Annotated in this window: 16 protein-coding genes; 12 read left to right on the top strand and 4 right to left on the bottom strand. The window is 35.1% G+C overall.

Annotation, left to right across the window (positions count from 1 at the left end):
- Positions 1-371 precede the first annotated feature (371 nt).
- Positions 372-2,174, top strand: coding sequence for a glutamine--fructose-6-phosphate transaminase (isomerizing) (glmS, locus tag BKP37_RS06835; RefSeq protein WP_071308878.1), 1,803 nt, complete (start codon positions 372-374; stop codon positions 2,172-2,174).
- A gap of 208 nt (positions 2,175-2,382) precedes the next feature.
- Here glmS and BKP37_RS06830 read toward each other — a convergent pair whose 3' ends face one another.
- Positions 2,383-2,871, bottom strand: coding sequence for a hypothetical protein (locus BKP37_RS06830; protein WP_071308877.1), 489 nt, complete (start codon positions 2,869-2,871; stop codon positions 2,383-2,385).
- An 892-nt stretch (positions 2,872-3,763) separates the two neighbouring features.
- Here BKP37_RS06830 and BKP37_RS06825 point away from each other — a divergent pair.
- The 11 genes from BKP37_RS06825 to BKP37_RS06775 all read left to right on the top strand — a co-directional run bounded on the left by BKP37_RS06825 (position 3,764) and on the right by BKP37_RS06775 (position 18,818).
- A complete protein-coding gene (locus tag BKP37_RS06825) occupies positions 3,764-5,527 on the top strand; it encodes a sensor histidine kinase (protein ID WP_071308876.1) in 1,764 nt (587 codons plus the stop codon).
- Positions 5,521-7,110, top strand: coding sequence for a response regulator transcription factor (locus BKP37_RS06820; protein WP_245712457.1), 1,590 nt, complete (start codon positions 5,521-5,523; stop codon positions 7,108-7,110). The genes BKP37_RS06825 and BKP37_RS06820 overlap by 7 nt, the downstream gene beginning before the upstream one ends.
- 52 nt (positions 7,111-7,162) lie before the next feature.
- Complete coding sequence (locus tag BKP37_RS06815) at positions 7,163-8,512, top strand: ABC transporter substrate-binding protein (protein WP_071308875.1); 1,350 nt, start codon at positions 7,163-7,165, stop codon at positions 8,510-8,512.
- A 243-nt stretch (positions 8,513-8,755) separates the two neighbouring features.
- The gene (locus BKP37_RS06810) at positions 8,756-9,367 is read left to right on the top strand and encodes a YesL family protein (RefSeq protein ID WP_071308874.1); all 612 of its coding nucleotides are present in this window, start codon (positions 8,756-8,758) and stop codon (positions 9,365-9,367) included.
- Between the two features lie 424 nt (positions 9,368-9,791).
- A complete protein-coding gene (locus BKP37_RS06805) occupies positions 9,792-10,715 on the top strand; it encodes an ABC transporter permease (RefSeq protein WP_139193081.1) in 924 nt (307 codons plus the stop codon).
- 17 nt (positions 10,716-10,732) lie between these two features.
- Entirely contained in the window at positions 10,733-11,635 is a 903-nt protein-coding gene (locus tag BKP37_RS06800; protein ID WP_071308873.1) for a carbohydrate ABC transporter permease, read from the top strand.
- Positions 11,636-11,658: 23 nt separating this feature from the next.
- Positions 11,659-13,263, top strand: a complete 1,605-nt coding sequence (locus BKP37_RS06795) for a type 2 periplasmic-binding domain-containing protein (RefSeq protein WP_071308872.1) — start codon at positions 11,659-11,661, stop codon at positions 13,261-13,263.
- Positions 13,264-13,358: 95 nt separating this feature from the next.
- Entirely contained in the window at positions 13,359-14,825 is a 1,467-nt protein-coding gene (locus BKP37_RS06790; RefSeq protein WP_071308871.1) for a glycoside hydrolase family 32 protein, read from the top strand.
- Between the two features lie 120 nt (positions 14,826-14,945).
- On the top strand, positions 14,946-15,902 hold the full coding sequence (locus BKP37_RS06785) for a carbohydrate kinase family protein (protein WP_425424977.1): 957 nt from the start codon (positions 14,946-14,948) through the stop codon (positions 15,900-15,902).
- Between the two features lie 220 nt (positions 15,903-16,122).
- Positions 16,123-17,013 carry an aldo/keto reductase gene (locus tag BKP37_RS06780; protein WP_084034575.1) on the top strand — a complete coding sequence of 297 codons (891 nt, stop codon included), beginning with the start codon at positions 16,123-16,125 and terminating at the stop codon, positions 17,011-17,013.
- A gap of 125 nt (positions 17,014-17,138) precedes the next feature.
- Positions 17,139-18,818, top strand: coding sequence for a methyl-accepting chemotaxis protein (locus tag BKP37_RS06775; RefSeq protein WP_071308869.1), 1,680 nt, complete (start codon positions 17,139-17,141; stop codon positions 18,816-18,818).
- 170 nt (positions 18,819-18,988) lie between these two features.
- On the opposite strand, the gene BKP37_RS06770 is transcribed toward BKP37_RS06775, so the two are convergent.
- The 3 genes from BKP37_RS06770 to modB all read right to left on the bottom strand — a co-directional run bounded on the left by BKP37_RS06770 (position 18,989) and on the right by modB (position 21,432).
- Positions 18,989-19,600 (bottom strand): class I SAM-dependent methyltransferase, encoded by a 612-nt coding sequence (locus BKP37_RS06770; RefSeq protein WP_071308868.1) that lies wholly within the window; start codon positions 19,598-19,600, stop codon positions 18,989-18,991.
- 120 nt (positions 19,601-19,720) lie between these two features.
- A complete protein-coding gene (locus BKP37_RS06765; RefSeq protein WP_071308867.1) occupies positions 19,721-20,755 on the bottom strand; it encodes a sulfate/molybdate ABC transporter ATP-binding protein in 1,035 nt (344 codons plus the stop codon).
- Entirely contained in the window at positions 20,752-21,432 is a 681-nt protein-coding gene (gene modB, locus BKP37_RS06760) for a molybdate ABC transporter permease subunit (RefSeq protein WP_071308866.1), read from the bottom strand. The genes BKP37_RS06765 and modB overlap by 4 nt, the downstream gene beginning before the upstream one ends.
- Positions 21,433-21,585: the final 153 nt, after the last annotated feature.

Genomic DNA, 21,585 nt, shown 5'->3' with positions numbered 1-21,585 from the left:
AAAACTAGTATGATTAGTTTGATTCTGAAAGAGAAAGGTGGATCGGCTCATATATACTAAAAAGCGCCTGAACTATTCGAATGGACGGAAACACGAATAGTTGACGAGGAAGAGGTTTATCGAAAACATCGGCGGATGCCTCTCGGTTGCCACACCACAACCGCAAGCTTTGGTAAAAAACAGAAGGTGACTTCTTGAACAAAAACTAAAGTATTGGTGCTCTGCAATTAAAAAATGTAAAGAGTGGGGCAAAAAGCCCCTAGTTTGATTATGTTTTATTATTGTGCATATGCTTTTTTGAAAAGTATATGCTAAGTAATAAAGCTAAGATAACGCATGCTTTCTTGCCCCACCGAGGGAGGACTATAAATATGTGCGGAATAGTTGGATATATTGGTAATGAAGATGCAAAGGAAATATTACTAAGTGGATTAGAAAAGTTAGAATATAGAGGTTATGATTCTGCAGGGATTGCAATTGTAAATGAAAAAGGTGTTCATCTCTTTAAAGAAAAAGGTCGTATTGCAGCATTGAGAAATATTGTTGATAATGAAGTGTACGGTACAGCAGGTATCGGTCATACAAGATGGGCGACTCATGGGCCACCAAGCCGTGTTAATGCTCATCCACATCAAAGTACTTCTCACCGTTTTACACTTGTTCATAATGGGGTTATTGAAAATTATGAAGAAATAAAAGCTGAGCATTTGCAAGATGTTTCATTCGTTAGTGAAACTGATACTGAAGTGGTCGTTCAGCTTATAGAGCGCTTTATGGATGAAGGAAATACGGTTGAAAAAGCATTTAGACAAACTCTTCTGTTATTAAAGGGTTCGTATGCGATTGCATTAATTGATGAAACAGATCCAGATAAGATTTATGTTGGAAAGAATAAAAGCCCATTACTAGTTGGTTTAGGGGATGGTGTTAATGTCATTGCTAGTGACGCAATGGCAATGATTAAAACAACCAATCAATTTGTAGAATTAATGGATCAAGAAATTGTTATTGTTACCCGTGATTCCGTTACGATTAAAAATTTAGCAGGTGAGACAATTTCAAGAGAATCATATATCGCTGAATTAGATGCAAGCGATATTGAAAAAGGTACGTATCCTCACTATATGTTAAAAGAAATAGACGAACAACCTCTTGTTATTCGTAACATTATTTCGAAGTATCAAGATGAAAATGGTCAGGTTAAATTAGATGAAGAAATTCGTCATGCGATGAATGCAGCTGATCGAATTTATATAATAGCAGCTGGTACTAGTTATAATGCTGGTCTTGTTGGTAAGCAGTTGATTGAAAGCATTGCAAAAAAACCAGTAGAGACGCATATCGCTAGTGAATTTCTTTACAATATGCCATTAATTTCTAAAAACCCACTCTTTATTTTTATTTCACAGAGCGGTGAAACTGCAGATAGCCGCGGAGTTTTAGTAGCTGTGAAGAAGTTAGGTTACCCTGCGTTAACAATAACAAACGTACCAGGTTCAACGTTATCACGTGAGGCAGATTACACACTCCATACGTATGGTGGACCTGAAATTGCTGTTGCTTCTACAAAGGCTTATACAGCGCAAATGGCTGTTCTATCTTTACTTGCTGTAGATTCAGCTAAAGCACAAGGGTTCGAATTAGACTTTGACCCTATTAAAGAGTTGAGTATTGTGGCAACGGTTATGGAAACTCTTTGTGATCAAAAAGAAGCTTTAGAAAAGATTGCCCGCGACTATTTAAGTGTCACGCGTAATTGCTTCTTTATCGGTCGTGCATCCGACTACTATGTTGTATTAGAGGGTGCCTTGAAATTAAAGGAAATATCATATATTCAGGCTGAAGGATTTGCTGGTGGAGAATTAAAGCATGGGACAATTGCATTAATCGAGAAAGGTACACCAGTCTTTGCATTGGCAACACAAGAGCACGTTAACTTAAGTATTCGTGGTAACGTGAAGGAAGTAGCTGCTCGTGGTGCTTCTCCATGTATCATTAGTTTAGAAGGTCTAAATGCGGAAGATGATCAGTTTGTAGTTCCAAAAGTACACGAGTATTTAACGCCACTCGTAACCGTGATCCCAATGCAATTAATTGCATACTACGCAGCACTTCATAGAGATTGTGATGTAGATAAACCAAGAAATCTTGCAAAAAGTGTTACGGTCGAATAACTATATATAATTTAATTGAGAGCGTGTTTAATTAAAATTAAGTTTTTAGTTTTAAGGATATAAAAAACAGGAGTGGAGTTCAACGGTGAGCAGTTGGCCCACTCCTTTATAATAAGGAGAAAAGTCGTTTCCGTTTAGGAGATCGACTTTTTTCACATATATATTGTTGTTGACGGCCATTCCATTTTGAACTGCTTCTAACCAGTCTCTATTTACCTCGAGTCCGCTGCAAAATTTGATTTCGGCTAAAATCCTCGAGATAGGACTCAGGAGCAATATTCGTCATTTCTTCATGGCGGTCGTATTCGGCGGATTTTTGTTTTCCTATTGGCTTATATCGGATATGCAGTTCTTCTACATAATTTGGGATTTCTTCTACAGAAGCTGACTGCGCCATGCCCGCTATCCACGTCTCAAGATTATACGTTCCTCTTTGAATGATTTGACAGAGATCTTCAAGGGAGTCGATCAGCTCAGAGAGACAATCTAATCCGTTTCTTAACATGATCAATCCTTTATCCTTTGCCTTTTCAATGGAGTGTTCCAGCCTGTATATTTTATTCTGGTAGTGAAAATCAATGTAACAGCTGCTGCGATCGTAGTTGAAATTGAAGTTTTCAACCTTTAAGCGTTTCATAACCTTTCGAAGCCTTCTTTCACACACATCTTGCTCATTATTCGGCACCCAATTGAACATACTAGTCACCCTCTTTTGTTAGATTTGTTATTCCGTTCCACTTGTATTACTTATTTCTACAAAATATCCAAATACCCTTTTCTAATCTTTTACATTTTTCTGGTTATTTTTGTATAATAAGGTTGAATAGCTTGATGATCGGCGAAAATAATTGGCACCTGCCATTATGCTAAGCTTTGAAATGAAAACAGCTATTTAAAAGGAGAGAAATCAATAACACTATCTGTAATTTTTTGATATGGATGGAACCCTCTTTCAAACGGATAAAATTTTAGAATTGACACTGAAGGCGCTATCATTAAATAAAAAGGGTAGTGCTCTTTTACTTTTAAAGGGCCAGGTTGTGGAAAAATACTTAAACAGAATTGGGGATTTATGTTAAAGTGTAGAAGAGTTGTGAAGGTTTCTATTAAAGTAATGATGCAGAAGAATTAAGAATTTGAAACTAAATAAAGGTGTAATAACGTCCTTATAAATGTGATTAATAAATTAAAAGATATTTATTGCCCATAGGGTACTTAGACATGGAGGATTTATGTTTGAACGAACTAGTTATTTAGTTTAATTTTTTGGGGAACTTTAGGTATCACTGTTAAATTGTGTTAGGTTTTTAGCTACCATACTAGGTATTGATAAATGGTATAATTTAATTTTAAGAAAAGGTAAATATAAGAATTTGTAAGGGTTTTCCTTTTTGGAAGGTGAGAGTATAAAACTTGGAATGATGTCTAGATCTAGCGCCCTATCGACATGAAAACTCCTTTACCTCGTCTACGATAAGTCGAGAACGAAAGACTAACGTTTTTCCACTCTCCTAAATCTCACTCGACTCGGCCTGGCTTAATACGTATAGAGCTACGACGCTTGCACTTTTCTTAACTGGAGGTGTTAAATGCTTTTTTCATTACGAAATCGTTTATTTTTAATTTTTACATTATTACTAACAGTCCCGTTCATTATTTTATCTATCATTATTCCAAGTTGGTTTACATCCATTATTAAAGAACAGACTCAAGATTTAACGATAGAGATGATGGATCAATATTCACTTTATGTTGATTCAATTACTACTCAAGCACAAGATCTAGGAAAACAAGTATTAGTTAATCCAACTACTCAGCGTTGGTTAGAGTTAGAAAAAGGCAACGTTCGTACGTTAGAGGAGACTTTATTAACGAAAAATCAACTGAGAATGCTCTTATCCTCAATGATGCTGAATAATTCATATGCAATGTCTATTTCTGTGTTTCTGAATGATGGTACAGGCGTTTGGGGAAATAATCCAACTATTCAAGAGATTGAATGGTTTACAGACTTTGTTGAAAATGAACAGCAGTTCGTAAACTCACACGTAGATCCTTTTCAGCCGTATCAGGGTGAAATAAATAGTTATATCTTACCTCTCTTTGATACAAATACATTAGTTCCAAGTGGAGTGATTAAAGTTAATTTCCCGTCAACTTTGCTAGAAAAGGCGTTAAGTAATATTAAAATTGGCCAAAACGGACGTGCTTTTTTGATAGATCAACACGGAACAAACGTTTTGTCAGGGGCGATTGAGACTCCTGAAAAGGTGTTAGAGAAAAGTTTGTCTTACATAACAAGTGGACATTATCAAAAGGGTTTAGTAGAAATTAATGAAGCTGGAGAGAATTATTTTGTTTTTTTTCAAAAGTTACCAGTAGGTAATTGGATTTTAATGACTGCGGTAACGGATTCTGACTTATTTTCGAAAGTTTATTATTTGCAACGGAATTTACTCCTAATAAGTATAATCGTTTTTATGCTAACAATTGTTGCATCATATTTGCTTTCTTCAAATATTACAAGTCCATTAGGTAAACTTGCAAAAGCTATGAAATTTATTGAACGTGGAGACTTTTCGGGTGCAAGTAAATTTATGCCAACCATCAAATCTCATAACACTGAAGTTGGTTATTTAATAAAAGTATTCGATCATACCATTGAAAAGTTAAGGAATTTAATTGAAACACAATATGAAGCAAATCTACGTCGAAAAGATGCTGAGTACAAAGCTTTACTATTGCAAATCAATCCTCACTTTTTGAATAATACTCTAGAAATCATTGGTGGACTAGCTGCTCAAGGAAAAAATAAAGAAGTAATGAATGTAAGTATTTATTTAGGTAGAATGATGAGATATTCCTTAAATACAAAAAATGACGTTGTAAAACTAGGAGAAGAATTAGATTATATTAAGAGTTACACAGATATTTTAAAGTTAAGGCACGAAGATATGATTTCTATTACTATTGAAGAAGATCATGAAACTAAAGCACTTCCAATTGTAAAATTCATTTTACAACCACTTGTAGAAAATGCTGTTAAATATAGTTTTATAGAGAAGAAATACGCAGAAATTAAGATTAAAACCGAAAAAATTAGAGATCAGGTATTTATTGTTGTAGAAGACAAAGGCGTAGGAATATCTAAAGAAATTATTTTAGATTTATTAAAGGAAGAAACCACTGAAGTATTAAAAAGTAAAGGAAATAGTATTGGATTAAGGAATGTGCTTGGGCGGTTAAAGCTTTTTTACGGTCATGACTTTTCGTACCAAATCGATTCGGAAAAGGGTATTGGTACAAAGATTTCATTATGTATAAAATTTAAGAGAGGTGATATACGATGTTGAAGGTTATTCTTGCCGATGACGAAATTCAAGTCCGTAAAGGTCTCCGTATGAAAGTGGACTGGAAAGAAGAGGGATTCCAAATTGTTGATGAGGCTTCAAATGGTCAAGAAGTACTTGAACTACTTCAAAATATTAAAGTAGATGTAGTCATTACAGATATGAGAATGCCAATTATGGATGGTGTTGAATTTGCAAAGCGATGTCACCAAGACTTTCCAACTATAAAAGTAATTGTTTTATCTGGTTATTCTGATTTTGATTATGTACGAAGTTCCATGAAGGAAGGTGTTAGAGACTATTTGTTAAAGCCGGTTGCACCCGATGAATTAAATGATGCATTAAGAAGAATTCGTAAAGAAATTGAGGATGAAAGGAGGAAACAAGGTGAATTAGCTAAAATGAGTCAGTTTGTTTATTCCCACCTACAGGAAGTTCAAGAACAATATTTGTTGCATTTAGTAAAGGATGAATTATTACAGTTGAATTTGGTTAAAGATAGACTACGTCAACTTCATTTAGATAATTTTGCTAATGAAAATGTTAAAGTTCAGTTCTTAACAGTGGAAATTCGAGAAGACAATAATAACCCAAATAGGTTAAAGGAACTGTGGCAACCTTTTCAGATGTTTTGTAGGGAAATTGCAAAAGAACATCGAGGGACTTACTCCTTTTATAACCCAAGTTATGCAAATATGGTTCATTTCGTACAACTTATCGATTTAGATTTAGAAAATGATATTTCTAACTTAGTTAAGAAAGTTCAACAAAATGCGAAAAGATTCTTTAGTTTAGAGACAGTCATAGGTATTGGATCTATTGTTAATGGACTAATAGAGTTTCGAACGGGTTATATTTCAAGCTTACTTTCTTGGAGTCAAAGTCAATTAGGTTCGCACTCGCAGGTTATTGATCAGGCAGTGACTAGAGAAGAAGGGTTTAACTTTTCTCCAGATTTTGAAAGAAGGTTGACGAATTCAATCGAAAATGTCGATTTCAAGATGTTTAAGGAAAGTCTCAACACTGTATTGGGCGAGGGGGATAATCAATCAGTTTTGTCTTTTTCATTTGTTGCGAATCGAGTCCTATTTCTATTGGGTTCATTAGCCAAAAAATATGATATAGAAACGAATGACATCCAAAAAACGATTTGGAATTGCCAACAGAGTATTTGGGAGCTATGTTCCCAAAGTAAAGTTATCAAATACCTCGTACAGTTAGCGCAGCTAATTATTGAAAAAGTACGTATGACCCGTTTTTCTAGCGGAAAGGTATTAATGGATAGTATCCGCCATTATTTGGACGAGCATTATGGTAGTGAAATTTCACTTTCTTTATTATCTGAATTATTTCATATAAATAGTGCTTATTTATCTGAAACCTTTAAAAATCATGTAGGACAAAATTTTAGTGATTATCTCGTTAACTTGCGAATGGAAAAAGCAAAACAGTTCCTTAAAGATAAACACCTTAAAATTATAGATGTTGCGAACTTAGTTGGATTTTCTAATTCAGGGTATTTTAGTACAGTATTTAAAAAGCATTTTGGGCAAACACCTGTTGAATATCGGAACTCTATAGAGTAGTAGAAGCAGTTTAAGTAGTGGTCAAATGACACTTTGAAAGAAGGGAATACAAATGAAGAAATGGTTAATTGTCCTTATTTTTGCACTTGTATTTTGTTTAGCAGTGTTTGCTTTCGCCTTTGGTAAAATGTTTTTTACAGACTCAGAAGAAATAGTAGATGATAAGAATACTATAGATCAAATTGAGCTAACATTTTGGCGAAATTCTGGAAATGAAGCATTTAATAAAGCGTATGAAGAACTAGTTGCGGATTTTGAAGCTGCTCATCCGAAAATCGTAATCAATATGCAAACGATGAATTGGGCAAACGAATATGAGTTAAGATTACGTACAGAATTGGCTGCTGGAAACTATCCTGATATTATGACAATTGATAGCCCTACCCTCGCTTTGTATGCAAATTCAGGGGCACTATTATCAATTGATCAATATATGAAAGAGGAAGGTAATATTGATGATATATCTCAGCCTACCTTAAAAGGATTAACCTTTGAGGGCGAATTCTTTCTAGCGCCTATTACTGAACCTAGTATTGCATTATTTTATAATAGATATTTATTTAAAGAAGCAGGAATTCCATTTCCATCAGCTGATCCAGACAACCCATTGACATGGGATGAAGTGTTAGATATTGCTTTGCAAATTACCAATATAGAAAAGGGTGTGTATGGGATTGACCCAGCCCAAGGATTTAGCGAAGGAGAAGGGCCAGCTTATTTTAAATTACCTATCCTTTGGCAGTTTGGAGCAGAAGCTCTAAGTCCAGATGGTACAACGGCAGATAGATATTTAAATTCGGACGAAGCATTGGAAGCATTACAATTTTATCAAGATCTCTATCATAAACATCAAGTTGCTACGGTTGAGTTACCATCAGGAGCTTTTGAAACGGGTAAACTTGCTATGACGATATTAGGTTCCTGGCATTTATCAGAATTAGAAGGTTATACAAATTTTACGCTAGGAGAAGATTTTGGGATTGCCCCATTGCCAAAGGGGAAATATCAAGTTGCACCAAATGGTGGATGGGCACTTGGCATTTCATCAAGGACTAATTATCCTGATGAAGCTTGGGAATTCATTAAGTTTATGACTAGTTATGAGGGAATAAAAAAATTTGTAGAAATTACAGGTGAAATTCCTGCGAGATACTCAGTAGCTAATGATATAGCTGAGCTTAATGAGTATCCTAAAAATATTTTTGTTCAACAAGGACAAAAATACTCAAAAAACCGACCGGTGACGCCAGCATATTCAGTAGTTAGTCATTCAATTAAATTACTTTTTGAAGATGTTGGAATGGACGGCAAGGATGTAGAGGCCGCAGCGGTGAAAGCGGTAGAAAGAATTGATAGAGGCATAGAAGAATTATTAGAGTCATCAGCATCCATAGTCCCATAAAAAATGGTAACCCACTAGTTTATAATTAGTGGGTTTTGTGTCTTTTTAAACAAGCTATCTCGTTTTTGTTATTAAATTAGTATAAAATTTTTGATGGGTAAGTTTTGTGACGTAACCGATTTCAAGTCCCGAATATTTTAAATGTTCCCAACCAAAAATATTAAAATCATATTTCTAGCCGTTTTGTTAAAGTAATTAATGAGACAGTGAATTTTGAATTTAATACTATGGAGGTGCATAAACATGTTTGGGTCTCAATGGTACATTCGCCTAGGCAATTGGGCATTTAATTTAGTACTATTAAACCTTCTATGGTTTTTATTTTCTTTCTTGGGGCTTTTTATCGTAGGTTTTTTCCCGGCTACTGCAGCATTATTTGCTGTTTTAAGGCAGCTAGTAATGGATGATGAGGATGCACCTATCTTGAAGCTTTTTTGGAATAAATTTAAATCTGAATTCGTTATGTCAAATCTTGTTGGCTACTTTGTATTCATTTTTGGCCTCATTTTATACCTTGATTTAAAAGTACTACAACAATTAGACAATAGCATTTTTCGTTTAGCATTGGCGAGCATTACGGTTGTCGTCGCTTTTGCATATTTACTCACCTTACTTTATATTTTCCCTATATTTGTTCATTTTGATCTAAAATTTATGCAATATCCAAAACATGCGTTAATTCTTGCGGTCGCAAAACCTTTTCATACAATTTTATTGATTTTTATGTTGGCAATTGTATTATTTTTGTATTTGAAAATCCCAGCTTTAATTTTTATTTTTGGTATGAGCTTAATTGGTTTAGTTATGGTGAAAATAGCATCCTTTTCTTTCCCTAGAAAAAGCTTGGTCAATTAGTTAAATCGTACAAATAAAAAAATTCTCTAGCTATCTACTAGAGAATTTTTTTATTTGTACGATTATTTTTCTTACTTTGATTACTCGCCACACATTAATGGATAAGTATATTTAATTAAGAAGAAAAATGTAACCGATTGCAACTCCCGAAAATATTAGAATGTATAACCCAAAAATATTGAAATAGTCTCTTAAACTATTTTGTTATATTAAAAATAAGAAAGCGCTACCTTGTTAGTTTCTAAGTAATTACATCGCTTTCGAAATTATTCGCTCATATTCTTGGTGTGAAGAAAAAAGTAATTGATTGGAGGGTTAGATCATTTCAACAATGATTAAATAAATAAAATTATTGCCTTAAGGAGGGATATGTATGGCTCAAGACTTCGTGTCAGTGGCCAAGACAGCTGATGCTTCAGCTCAGATGACTAACTTTTCAAAAAAGAAGCAAGGCCGTTTAAGCTATATTAGGAAAAATTATGTTTTATATTTATTTTTAGCTCCTGCCGTGCTCTCGGTTTTTATCTTTAATTATATACCGATGTATGGAGTACTGATTGCCTTTCAAAACTTCAGTGTAACGAAGGGGATTTTTGGAAGCGAGTGGGTTGGGCTTACCCACTTTACAAACTTTTTAACTTCGCCTAATTTCTTTCAAATTTTTATGAATACGATCAAGCTTAGTATTTATGGACTTCTTATTGGTTTTCCTGTTCCAGTGATATTAGCTCTTATGTTAAACCAGGTGAGAAGAGCAGGTATAAAAAAGAACATTCAATTAATTATTTATGCACCAAATTTCATTTCGACGGTTGTAATTGGAGGGATGTTATTTATATTTCTATCACCAGCAGGGCCGATAAATTCATTGTTAAGTGTATTTTTTAATCAACCAATATCGTTTATGTCTGAACCAAGCTATTTTAGAACAATCTTTATAGCGTCTGGTATCTGGCAAGGTGCTGGGTTTGCATCGATTGTATATGTTGCTGCTCTTTCAAACAGTGATCCACAGCTACATGATGCAGCCACAATTGACGGAGCGTCACTGTTACAAAGAATTTGGCATATTGACATTCAAGTGCTGAAACCCGTGATGGCTGTACTCTTTATTCTTGCAGTTGGTGGCATCATGGGGGTTGGTTTCGAAAAAGCTTATTTACTTCAAACATCTATGAACTTACCTGCTTCAGAAGTAATTGATACGTATGTTTACAAAAGAGGCTTACTAGCGGGTGACTGGTCATTTGGTGCAGCAGTTGGATTATTTAACACGGTTATCGGCTTGATCTTATTAGCAACTGCTAATCAAGTTGTAAAAAAACTTAAAGGTGAATCTCTTTATTAGAAAGGAGGAAAAGTAGAATGATAAACTCGAAAAAAAATCACTTAATCAATAACTCAAAAACAGATCGACTTATCCTTTTCGTAAATAAAATTCTGTTGAGTTTGATTGTAGTTATTGTCACTATTCCTCTTTTATATGTATTACTTGGTTCTTTTTTACAACCAAATATTTTGATTACGAGAGGAATTTCATTCGACCCGGCACATTGGACGATCGATGGTTATGTACGAATATTTCAAGATGGGTCTATTGTAAGGGGGTTCTTTAATTCAATCATGTACGCTACTGGATTTACCCTTGTGGCGATTACCTTTACTGTTCTTGCGGGATATTCGTTATCGGTTGATGACTTAGTCGGGAAAAAGTTTTTTACGATTTTCTTTCTGATTGCGATGTTTTTCAACGGAGGAATGATTCCAACCTATTTAGTTGTAAGGTCTTTAGGCTTACTAAATACACCTTGGGCGATTATTTTACCTGGAGCTGTAGGTGTTTGGAATCTTATATTAGCCAGGACTTTTTTTAAAGGAATACCAAATGAATTGAAAGAAGCTGCAAGAATTGATGGTGCAACGGACTTTCAGATATTCATTAAGATTATCTTACCTCTAGCAAAACCAATTATCTTTGTTCTCGCACTATTTGCTTTTATTGGACAATGGAATGCATATTTCCAAGCGATGATTTATCTAGATGACCGATCTCTTTATCCGTTGCAGCTAGTTTTACGTGAAATTCTAATTCAAAACGAAGTCCAACCAGGAATGATTGCTGATCAACTTGCAAGGGCTGAGATGCAGAGAATTGCTGAAATGATTAAGTATTCTTCGATTGTTGTTGCAAGTTTACCACTGTTAATAATGTACCCATTCTTCCAAAAGTATTTTGAAAAAGGAGTTATGGTGGGGTCATTAAAATAAAAAAAGAAAAGTGAGGGTTTGTTATGAAAAAGATTGTAAAAACATTATCAACTTTAGTAGTTGGTGCATCACTCCTTGTTGGTTGTGGTGGTGGAAACACAGCAAAAACGTGGTCTGAAGATTATGGTTTATCGGAAATTTCATTTCCATTAGAAGAAAAAGTATCGTTAAAAATTATGACTTCGAGTTCACCGTTAGCACCTGAAGATCCTAATGATAAATTGATTTATCAACGTTTAGAAGAAAAAACAGGTGTTCATATTGAATGGAGAAACTTTACAGGAGCAACATTTGGTGAAAGAAGAAATTTAGCAATGGCTACGGGTGAAATGCCAGATGTAATCAAAAACGCAGCTTTTAGTGACTTTGAGTTATTAAACTTAGCAAAAGATGAAGCGATTATTCCTCTTAATGATTTAATTGACAATTACATGCCTAATTTACAGAGAGTGCTTGAATTAGCGCCAGAGTATAGAGGGATGATGACGGCTCCAGATGGGAATATTTATGCATTTCCTTGGATTGAAGAATTAGGAGAAGGGAGAGAGAGTATTCACTCTGTAGATAACTTCCCTTGGATTAATGTGGCCTGGATTGAAGAATTAGGATTAGAAATGCCGACAACAACTGAGGAATTAAAAGAAGTATTAATTGCGTTCCGCGATCATGATCCGGCAGGGAACGGACAAACAATCCCAATGTCATTTATTATTAATGATGGTGGACAAGATCCAGGTTTCTTATTTGGTTCTTTTGGTCTAGGTGATAACTGGGATCGTACGGTTGTAACGAATGATGGTGAAGTGAAATTAACGGCAGCTGATGAAGGATATATCGAAGCAATCAATTTCATGAATGAGTTGTATAATGAAAATCTAATTGATATAGAAGCATTTGAACATGAATGGCCAGCCTATGTTGCCAAAGGACAAGAAGGACGTTACGGAATGTACTTCACATGGGATAAAGGAAATATTACAGGTATGGGGGACGATTTTGACCTAATGCCACCATTATTTGGTCCGGATGGTTATAAAAATGTGACAAGAACGAATGGAATGGGCTTTGACCGTTCGAGAATCGTTATTACAAGCGCAAACCAAAACCTTGAGTTAACTGCAAAATGGATTGATGAACTTTATGATCCCCATCAATCAGTTCAAAACAACTGGGGTACGTATGGTGATCAAGAATTACAAAATATCTTTGAGTGGGATGAAAGCGCTCAGATGTTAAGGCACCTTCCGTTAGATGGTGCGGCACCTGTAGAATTGAGAGAAAAAACATCTGTTGGTGGAGCTCTAGCAATTCTTGATAGCTATTATGGCACTGTGACAACAAAGCCAGACGATGCAGCTTGGAGATTAGGTTTAATGAAAGAGGTTATGGTTCCACACATGAAAGCTGATAATATTTATCCTAGAGTATTCTTTGATCAAGCAGAACTTGATCGACTAGCCACGATCGAGGCAGATTTATTCCCGTATTTTAATAGAAAAAGAGCGGAATGGATCACAAATGGTAAAGTGGAAGAAGAGTGGGTGGATTACTTGAAGGAACTAGATCGTTTAGGTCTACAAGAATGGTTAGAAATTAAACAAGCCGGATATGATCGTGCAACAAATTAAAAATTAATAAGGTGCCTGTCACCACCCGGAATATGTCGAATTTCGTCAAAGGTATGGGTAGTGTCTGGCACCTTGCTTTTAAAGGAGAGAAACGAATGTCTGTTAAATATAAAGAAAAACATCGCTTACAATTTCATTTTTCACCAGAAGAAAAGTGGATGAATGATCCAAACGGGATGGTATTTTTTAATGATGAGTATCACCTCTTTTATCAATACCATCCACATGGTACTACATGGGGACCTATGCATTGGGGGCATGCGGTGAGTCGCGATTTAATTCATTGGGAAGAGCTTCCGATCGCGTTATACCCTGATGAACACGGTGCTATTTTCTCTGGAAGTGCGGTTGTAGACTGGAACAATACATCTGGATTCTTTGATGAGGGGCCAGGGTTAGTCGCTATTTACACGAGTGCTGATAACTATCCAGATTCGGATAGACCACGCCAACGACAAAGCTTAGCATACAGCAATGACAATGGAAGAACATGGGTAACGTATGAGGGGAACCCTGTCCTTTCTGATGTAAATATAACGGATTACCGCGACCCGAAAGTATTTTGGCATAGTGAAACTAATAAGTGGGTAATGGTATTAGCTACTTGTCAAACAGTGACAATTTATACATCGCCTAACTTAAAAGATTGGAAGTTTGCAAGTGAATTTGGTCAAAAGGCTGGTTCACATGATGGAGTTTGGGAATGTCCTGATTTGTTTAAATTACCAGTAGATGGTGATGAAAATAACCAAAAATGGGTAATGCTTTTGAGTATTGGCGATAATCCACAATTGAAAGAAGGATCGAGAACACAATATTTTATTGGTGACTTTGATGGAACTACTTTTATCAACGATAATTCAGACGAAACGGTTCTTTGGTTAGATCATGGTCGCGATAATTATGCAGGTGTAAGCTGGTCAGATGTACAAGATGGAAGACGAATTTATATTGGTTGGATGAGTAACTGGCGTTATGCAAATCAGGTGCCAACAGAAGGGTGGCGTAGCTCAATGACGTTACCGAGAGAGTTATCGTTAACTTCCAGTGAAGAGGGAGTTCGTTTGGTTCAAAAACCAGTAGGGGAAATTAATTCTATTCGTAAAGGTACAGAAGTGTACAAAGACCAAGTTATTGCCGAAACTAATATGTCATACAACGTCAGGGATTTAACAGAAGTTACGGTTGAATTTGAGAAAGAAAACGCAACTTCTTTTGGTCTCTTTATTGAAAATTCTGAAGGAGAAAAGACGGTTGTAAGATATGATACCCAGAAGGAACTATTATTCGTTGATCGAACGCATTCTGGAGATAATAGTTTTTCAGAATCCTTTGCAGCAGTTCAAGAAGCTCCTTTGAAGATGAAAAATAATCGGCTTAAACTTCAAATATTTATCGATACTTCATCGATTGAAGTGTTTGCCAATGATGGTGAGGTTGCTGTTACTAGTTTAATCTTCCCGAGTAAGGTATCAGAACATCTTACTTTATTTTCAATTGAAGGAAATACAAATGTGACTCAATTAAAAATTACGGATCTAGTCTCGATTTGGAATAAGTAATATTTCATCATCTGAAAAGCTCTAATCGAACGGTTAGAGCTTTTCGGTTATTTAGTCTAGAAAATTGGCATAAATGCATTATTTATTTGTAATTAAGGTAAAGAAAGGTTGAGAGATAAAATGAGTATGAATTCATCCATCATTTGTATTGGAGAATTATTAATTGATTTTTTCTGTAAAGAAGTGGACATTGACTTAGTTGAAGGTAAAAGCTTTGAAAAGCAGGCAGGTGGGGCACCGGCCAATGTGTGTGCAACGATTGTGAAATTAGGTGGAAATGCAACGTTTAGTGGAAAAGTGGGGAATGATCCATTTGGTCATTTTTTAAAAAATACTCTAGATGAAATAAAGGTTGATACATCGATGCTCGTTTTAGATGATAAAAATCCAACGACATTAGCATTTGTATCATTAAAGAAAAATGGAGAAAGAGATTTTGTTTTTCATCGAGGTGCGGATGCTTTTTTATCGGAAGGTGACCTAGATGAGGAAAAAATAAACAACGCTAGCATTTTACATTTTGGTTCAGCGACAGCACTATTAGAAGACCCATTTCAAACAACGTATTTAAATACGATGAGATCAGCAAAAGAAGCAGGAAAATTTATTTCTTTTGACCCTAATTTTAGGTCTGACCTTTGGAAAGAAAAAGAAACGACTTTTGTTGAGTTAGTAAAACAAGGAGTTTCATTTGCTGACTTTGTTAAAGTTAGTGATGAAGAATTAAAAATAATCTCAGGTGCTGCTGACTTAGTAAGAGGTGTTCAAGTACTTCACCAACTTGGAGCAAAAATTGTAGCAGTAACATTAGGGAAAAAAGGGACCTTTATCTCAAATGGACAAATATATGAAGTCATTCCTAGTATTGCAGTTACTTCCATTGATTCTACAGGGGCCGGTGATGCGTTTGTAGGAGCTACACTTTACCAATTAGCCAAAGAAGAAGAACCTAAAAAGGTTATAAATGATTTTGAACAACTCAAAAATATTATTTCCTTTAGTAATAAAGTTGGTGCATTAGTTTGTACTAAAGTAGGCGCGATTTCTGCCATTCCAACACTTGAGGAGATATTGTAGTTTTTTCAACAAGTCGTTAATAAAGACTTGATACGAATATTTAAAGATGAAATGTCACCAGTGGTCGCTCTTTTCGATGAGGAAATTATATACTTTTAACCCAGAGCATCTATAGTAAGAATGTGAAGATTCATACAATTAGTTAATTAGAATAAGAGGATTACAGTATGTAAATGTAGACGACGGTCATTGTTAGGAGGGATTTATTCTGAAAGTATATTTGCATGGAAATTTTTCAATCTCAAAAATAGTTATTGGATGTATGAGAATGCATGAATGGGGATTGAATTTGCAGCAAAGGACTGACTTTGTTGAATGGTGTATTGATCAAGGAATTACCACATTCGATCATGCTGATATTTATGGAGGCAATCACCATAATGAAGCATTATTTGGAGAAGTACTCCAAATGAAGCCCGAGTTAAGAGAAAAAATAGAGATTATTACAAAATGTTCGATATGTGTACCTAATGATGAAAATCCAAATATAAAAACGAGATATTTTAATACGGATAGAGATTACATATTCAAACAGGTAAATAACTCTTTAGAAAAACTCCAATGTGAATACATTGATTTGCTACTTATTCATATGCATGACTTACTAGTTAACCCGAAAGAATTAAATGGTACCCTTAAACAATTGAAGGATGAAGGAAAAGTTAAATACTTTGGTTTATCGAACCATAATCCATTGGAATTTGATACACTGCAAAAATATGTAGATGTAAAATTTGTTACCCATCAATTTATGCTCCACCCTCTTGGAATCGAAAATTATAAAAATGGAACAATGACTCATTGCTTAAAGGAAGGAATTCACCCGATGTTTTGGTCGCCATTAGCGGGGGGGAGAATTTTCAATCCTAAAAATGCCTTTGAAGAAAATATGAAGAATGTATTAGAAAGTATTAGGCAAGAACATCACCTAGAGAATATTGACGAAGTGATATATAAATGGCTTCTTAAACATTCGTCAGATCCAGTAATTGTATTAGGTACTGGAAATAGAGAGCGTATTAAGCGAGCATTAAATTCAATAGGTGGTATACAGATGACAAGAGAACAATGGTACAAAATCCTCACAGAAGCTGGATATGAATTATGGTGATGAAGTTTTTCAAAGCTTCTTTGAAATTGTGATAATCAGTATTAGTTTATTACTATATGATTAATTTTTAGTATGTAGGTTATGTTTACCGACTAAGCTAGTAGTGGCGAGCAAGGAGGGAATGAATGAAAAGTATACGTGGAAAAATTATTAGTGGTTTTTCAATGATTCTTCTATTGTTATTGATGATGTCGGCGTATAACTTATTCAATGTATATAAAATTAATACAACAGTAGAACAAACACTTCAAGAATATTTACAAATATTAAGGATAAGTGAAGACTTAGCGTATAATACAGAACAAAGACTTGATGCAGCCAATAGATATATTTTATTAAATAATAGTACTCACAAAGAGCGCTACATGAATCTAAGAGAGGAAAGCAAAGTACTCGAAGAGGAAATATTAAAGTTAAATGACAATTACCAGCTCAAAGAGTTAATGAAAGAGAGTCATACTTGGGACCGTATGATCACAGAAGAGATTTTTGTTGTGTACGAAAAAAATGATCGAGAGACCGCTCTTGAGAGTTTTCAACGTTACATCGACCCGTTAGCAGATGAAATTGTTGTAGGATATCGAAACTTATCTGGACTTGGACAAACAAAAATTATTGAAATCAGGAATGATATGGAAGAACATGGGAGAACGGCTGTTACTTATAATATTGTTGTTATCGTCATTGGTATTATTTTAACTTTTGTTGTTGCTCTTGTAGTAGCGAAAAAAATTATTTCACCAATTAAAGTAGTTGTAGAAAGGGTTGAACAAGTAGCGAAAGGTGATCTTTCTAATAAAGAAATAGAAGTTCGTACGAAAGACGAGATTGGTCGGTTGACGGCTTCTATTAATCAAATGGCTACTAGTTTAAGAAATCTCCTTTCAAAAACAGTTGAAACGTCAGATCATGTTGTGGCAGCATCGGAAGAAATCACTTCTAGCTCTGAACAAACAACAGTAGCTAATAATCAGATTGTAGCGACAATTCAGGAAGTATCTCAAGGGGCTGAACTAACCGTAAATAGTGCGAAGGAGTGTGCACGTGCTATGGAAGAAATGACTGTTGGTATTCAAAGAATTGCTGAATCCTCTTCTATCGTTTCAGAAAGCTCTTTAGAAGCAACCCAAGAAGCGGAAAATGGCAAGCATTCATTACGAAAAGTTATTGAGCAAATGTATTCGATTAGTCAAGGGGTTAAAGACGCTACATTGATCATTGGTAGGTTAGGTGAGCGCTCAAAAGAAATTGGCAGTATTTTAGGTGTGATCACTGATATATCTGATCAAACAAATCTTTTAGCATTAAATGCAGCAATTGAAGCGGCTAGAGCAGGAGAACATGGTAAAGGTTTTGCAGTAGTTGCAGATGAAGTTAGAAAACTAGCTGAAGAATCTCGAAAATCTGCAGAAAAAGTTTCGTCTGTTATTCGTGAAATTCAGGCAGACACAGCAGTTGCTGTTTATACAATGGATAGTGGTACAATAGAGGTTCACAAAGGAATTAATGTGGTAGGAGAAACAAGTTCTATATTTGAAAAAATAGTAACGTCGATACAAAATGTTTCTATACAAATTCAAGAAGTTACAGCAGTTGCAGAGGAAATGTCAGCTAGCACTGAGGAGGTTAATGCTTCAGTAGAAGATATGGCTGAGGTTACTGTTGAAACTTCCGATCGCTTCAAGTCAGTGATGAAAGGTAGTGAGCAACAGTTAGCAGCAATGGTAGAGATCGAAACTTCTGCTAATAGTTTAAGACGACTAGCTCAAGAATTGCAAGTTGAAGTAAAGAAATTTAAAGTTTAATAATTTCAGTGTCTTGATGTAAGGTATACTTTATTATAAACCCTCAGTTGTACAAAAAATTAATTAAACGTTTAATTAATTTTACAATGAAACTTGTAGAAAAAAATAAAATGGGTGTACTTAAGATACACCCATTATGAAATGTGTAGATTTCCCTTAGTAAAAATCCATTATTTCTCACATACCGCAACCCCGATTGGATAATACACACCTTCTCTAGGTGGTTCGATGGTTACTCCGCGTTGATAATAAATTTCTACTTTAGAAAACTTCGTAAATACTCCTTGGAATTCTTCCTTTGTTAGTTGATGAGCATGGAAGGGTTGTCCGGACGGGATTCCTCTACCTTTTCCAAATGGAGTAGAAATAATTAACTTCCCGCCTGGTTTAAGGAGGTTGTACATATTCTTCATAAATAGTTCGTCGTCGTCGACATGTTCAATTGTTTCAAAGCTTAAAATTGTATCGAAGGTACCTAGCTTTTCAGGAAGCATAGGATCTAGAACATCACCTTGTTTGAAGGTTAATAGGGGATGATAATATTGTCCTTTTGCATATTCGAGAGCATCTTTATCAATATCTACACCAATTATTTCTTCAATTTGATGTTTCCGTTCTTTGGCTACCATAAGTCCACCGTATCCAGAACCGCAAGCAATATCAAGGACACGACCAGTTACATAAGGGGTCGAAAAATAATATCTTGCCACGTGTTCTAATAACAAGCCGTTTAAAGGCTTCATATTATTGGGGATCAATCTTTCCCCTGTATCGTTTAACATTTCTAATCACCGCTTTTTCAGATTCACTTCTAACCTCATTATAACCAAATATAAGTCTGATACCAAAAAAATTATTAGTAAATGGTAGAAGAGAGTTTTTTAAATAAAGCTGTTCCATAACTAGTTCATTAAAAATAATTTATCCGGTGGTAAATACAGATATGAATTTTCGTTTAAAACCTTATTTACTTGGGACTTTGGCACGTTTACTTTAAAATCTAGCTCATTAATAGAGACAGAAACTATCGAACGGTCGATACTTTTTACAATGCTATTGAGCTTATATTGATACGTATTATCTTCATATTTATTTGAAGTGAAAATGGCGTCATGACTATGAATACCAACATAATTCTTTTTAGTTTGAATAACACTATTTACTTGAAGGTTAAGGCCATTTACGGCTATAGAGCTTTTTCCTACCTGATCGATCTCAAAGATATTCTCACAACCTACAATTTGGGCGCCCGCTTTACTTATCGGGCGTTGTAATACCTCGCTTTTTTCTCCGAATTGAATATTAGTTCCTTTGTCATATAAACATATATAGTCACAAAGACGGTAGGCTTCTTCGATATTGTGGGTTACAAAGAGTACAACGCCTGTGAAATTTTGTTTAATGATTTCAAGTAGCTCTAGTTCCAATCTTTTTTTTACGTGTTGATCTAGCGCTGAGAAGGGTTCATCCAATAGAAGTATTTCCGGTTCTGTGACAAGCGTTCTTGCTAATGCAACTCGTTGCTGCTGGCCTCCTGATAATTGAATTGGAAAGCGATTTTCTAGTCCTTGTAATTGAACAGTATTAATAATTGCAGCTACTTTCTCCTTTTTTTCCTGTTTGGAAAGGTGCTCTAATCCGAAATTAACATTTTCTAACACAGTAAGGTGAGGAAATAGTGCATAGTTTTGAAACACATAACCTACCTTTCTTTTGCGTGTCGGTACGTTGATGTTATTTTCAGTATCAAAGAGGGCCCTACCGCCAATGGAAATTTTTCCTTTATCAGGCTTTAGTAGTCCTGCTATTGCTTGAAGAGTCAAGCTTTTGCCACAACCTGAAGGTCCAAGGATACCGATAATCCCTTTATCGACACGAAAGTCGACATTTAGATTAAAATTACCGAAAGCCTTATTAATTTTCACTTCTAACATCATTGAATTCCCCCTTTCGAAACTCGTTTTTCAAGGCGGTTAATCGTGTAAAGAACAGTAAGAGAAACAATAGTCATGATGAGTACAAGTATATTCGCTAAATCGCGATTTCCAGCTAGAAGAGCATCATAAATAGCAATTGGCATTGTCATAGTTCTATTAGGTATGCTTCCTGCGACCATTAAAGTTGTCCCAAAATCTCCTAATGCTCGTGCAAAACTTAGTGTAATTCCTGCTACAATTCCTCTCCATGCTAGCGGAATAATAATCGTAAGGAAAATATTAAATTCTGTCCTTCCTAAAACTCTTGCTGCATTTATGATGTTAGGGTCAATATTAGCGAATGCTGCCTTCGCCGATTTAATTAAAAAAGGGATGGAAACGACCATTGCAGCAATAATAGCCCCAGTAGGCGTAAACACTATCATAATGTTCAAACGTTCTTCAAGAAAAATTCCTAGTGGACTTTGCCTCCCTAAAAGTACTAGTAAATAATAGCCCAACACTGTTGGGGGAAGCACAATTGGGAGAGTTATCACGGTATCTATAAAATCAGTAAACTTCCCCTTTGCCCGACTTAAATAATAGGCTACAGGTAAGCCAATAATAATTGTGAAAAGAGTTGCGGTTAGTGCAACCCTTAAAGATAAAAATAATGGAAATAAATTTATTTGATCCATAACGATAACTCCTTAGTGTTACAGATGATACATAGTTTTGTGTTTGATACTTTAATGAATTTCATAATTGTTTATTTTCGCTACTCTGATACTAAATGTTGTTGAATGAAGATCGTTTCCAACAACATTTAGACTTATGTAGCTCCATTTAGG

This window comes from Anaerobacillus alkalilacustris (assembly GCF_001866005.1).
GTDB lineage: Bacteria > Bacillota > Bacilli > Bacillales > Anaerobacillaceae > Anaerobacillus > Anaerobacillus alkalilacustris.
Note: the sequence above shows the minus strand (reverse complement) of the source record. Positions and strands in the feature narration are given on the sequence as shown.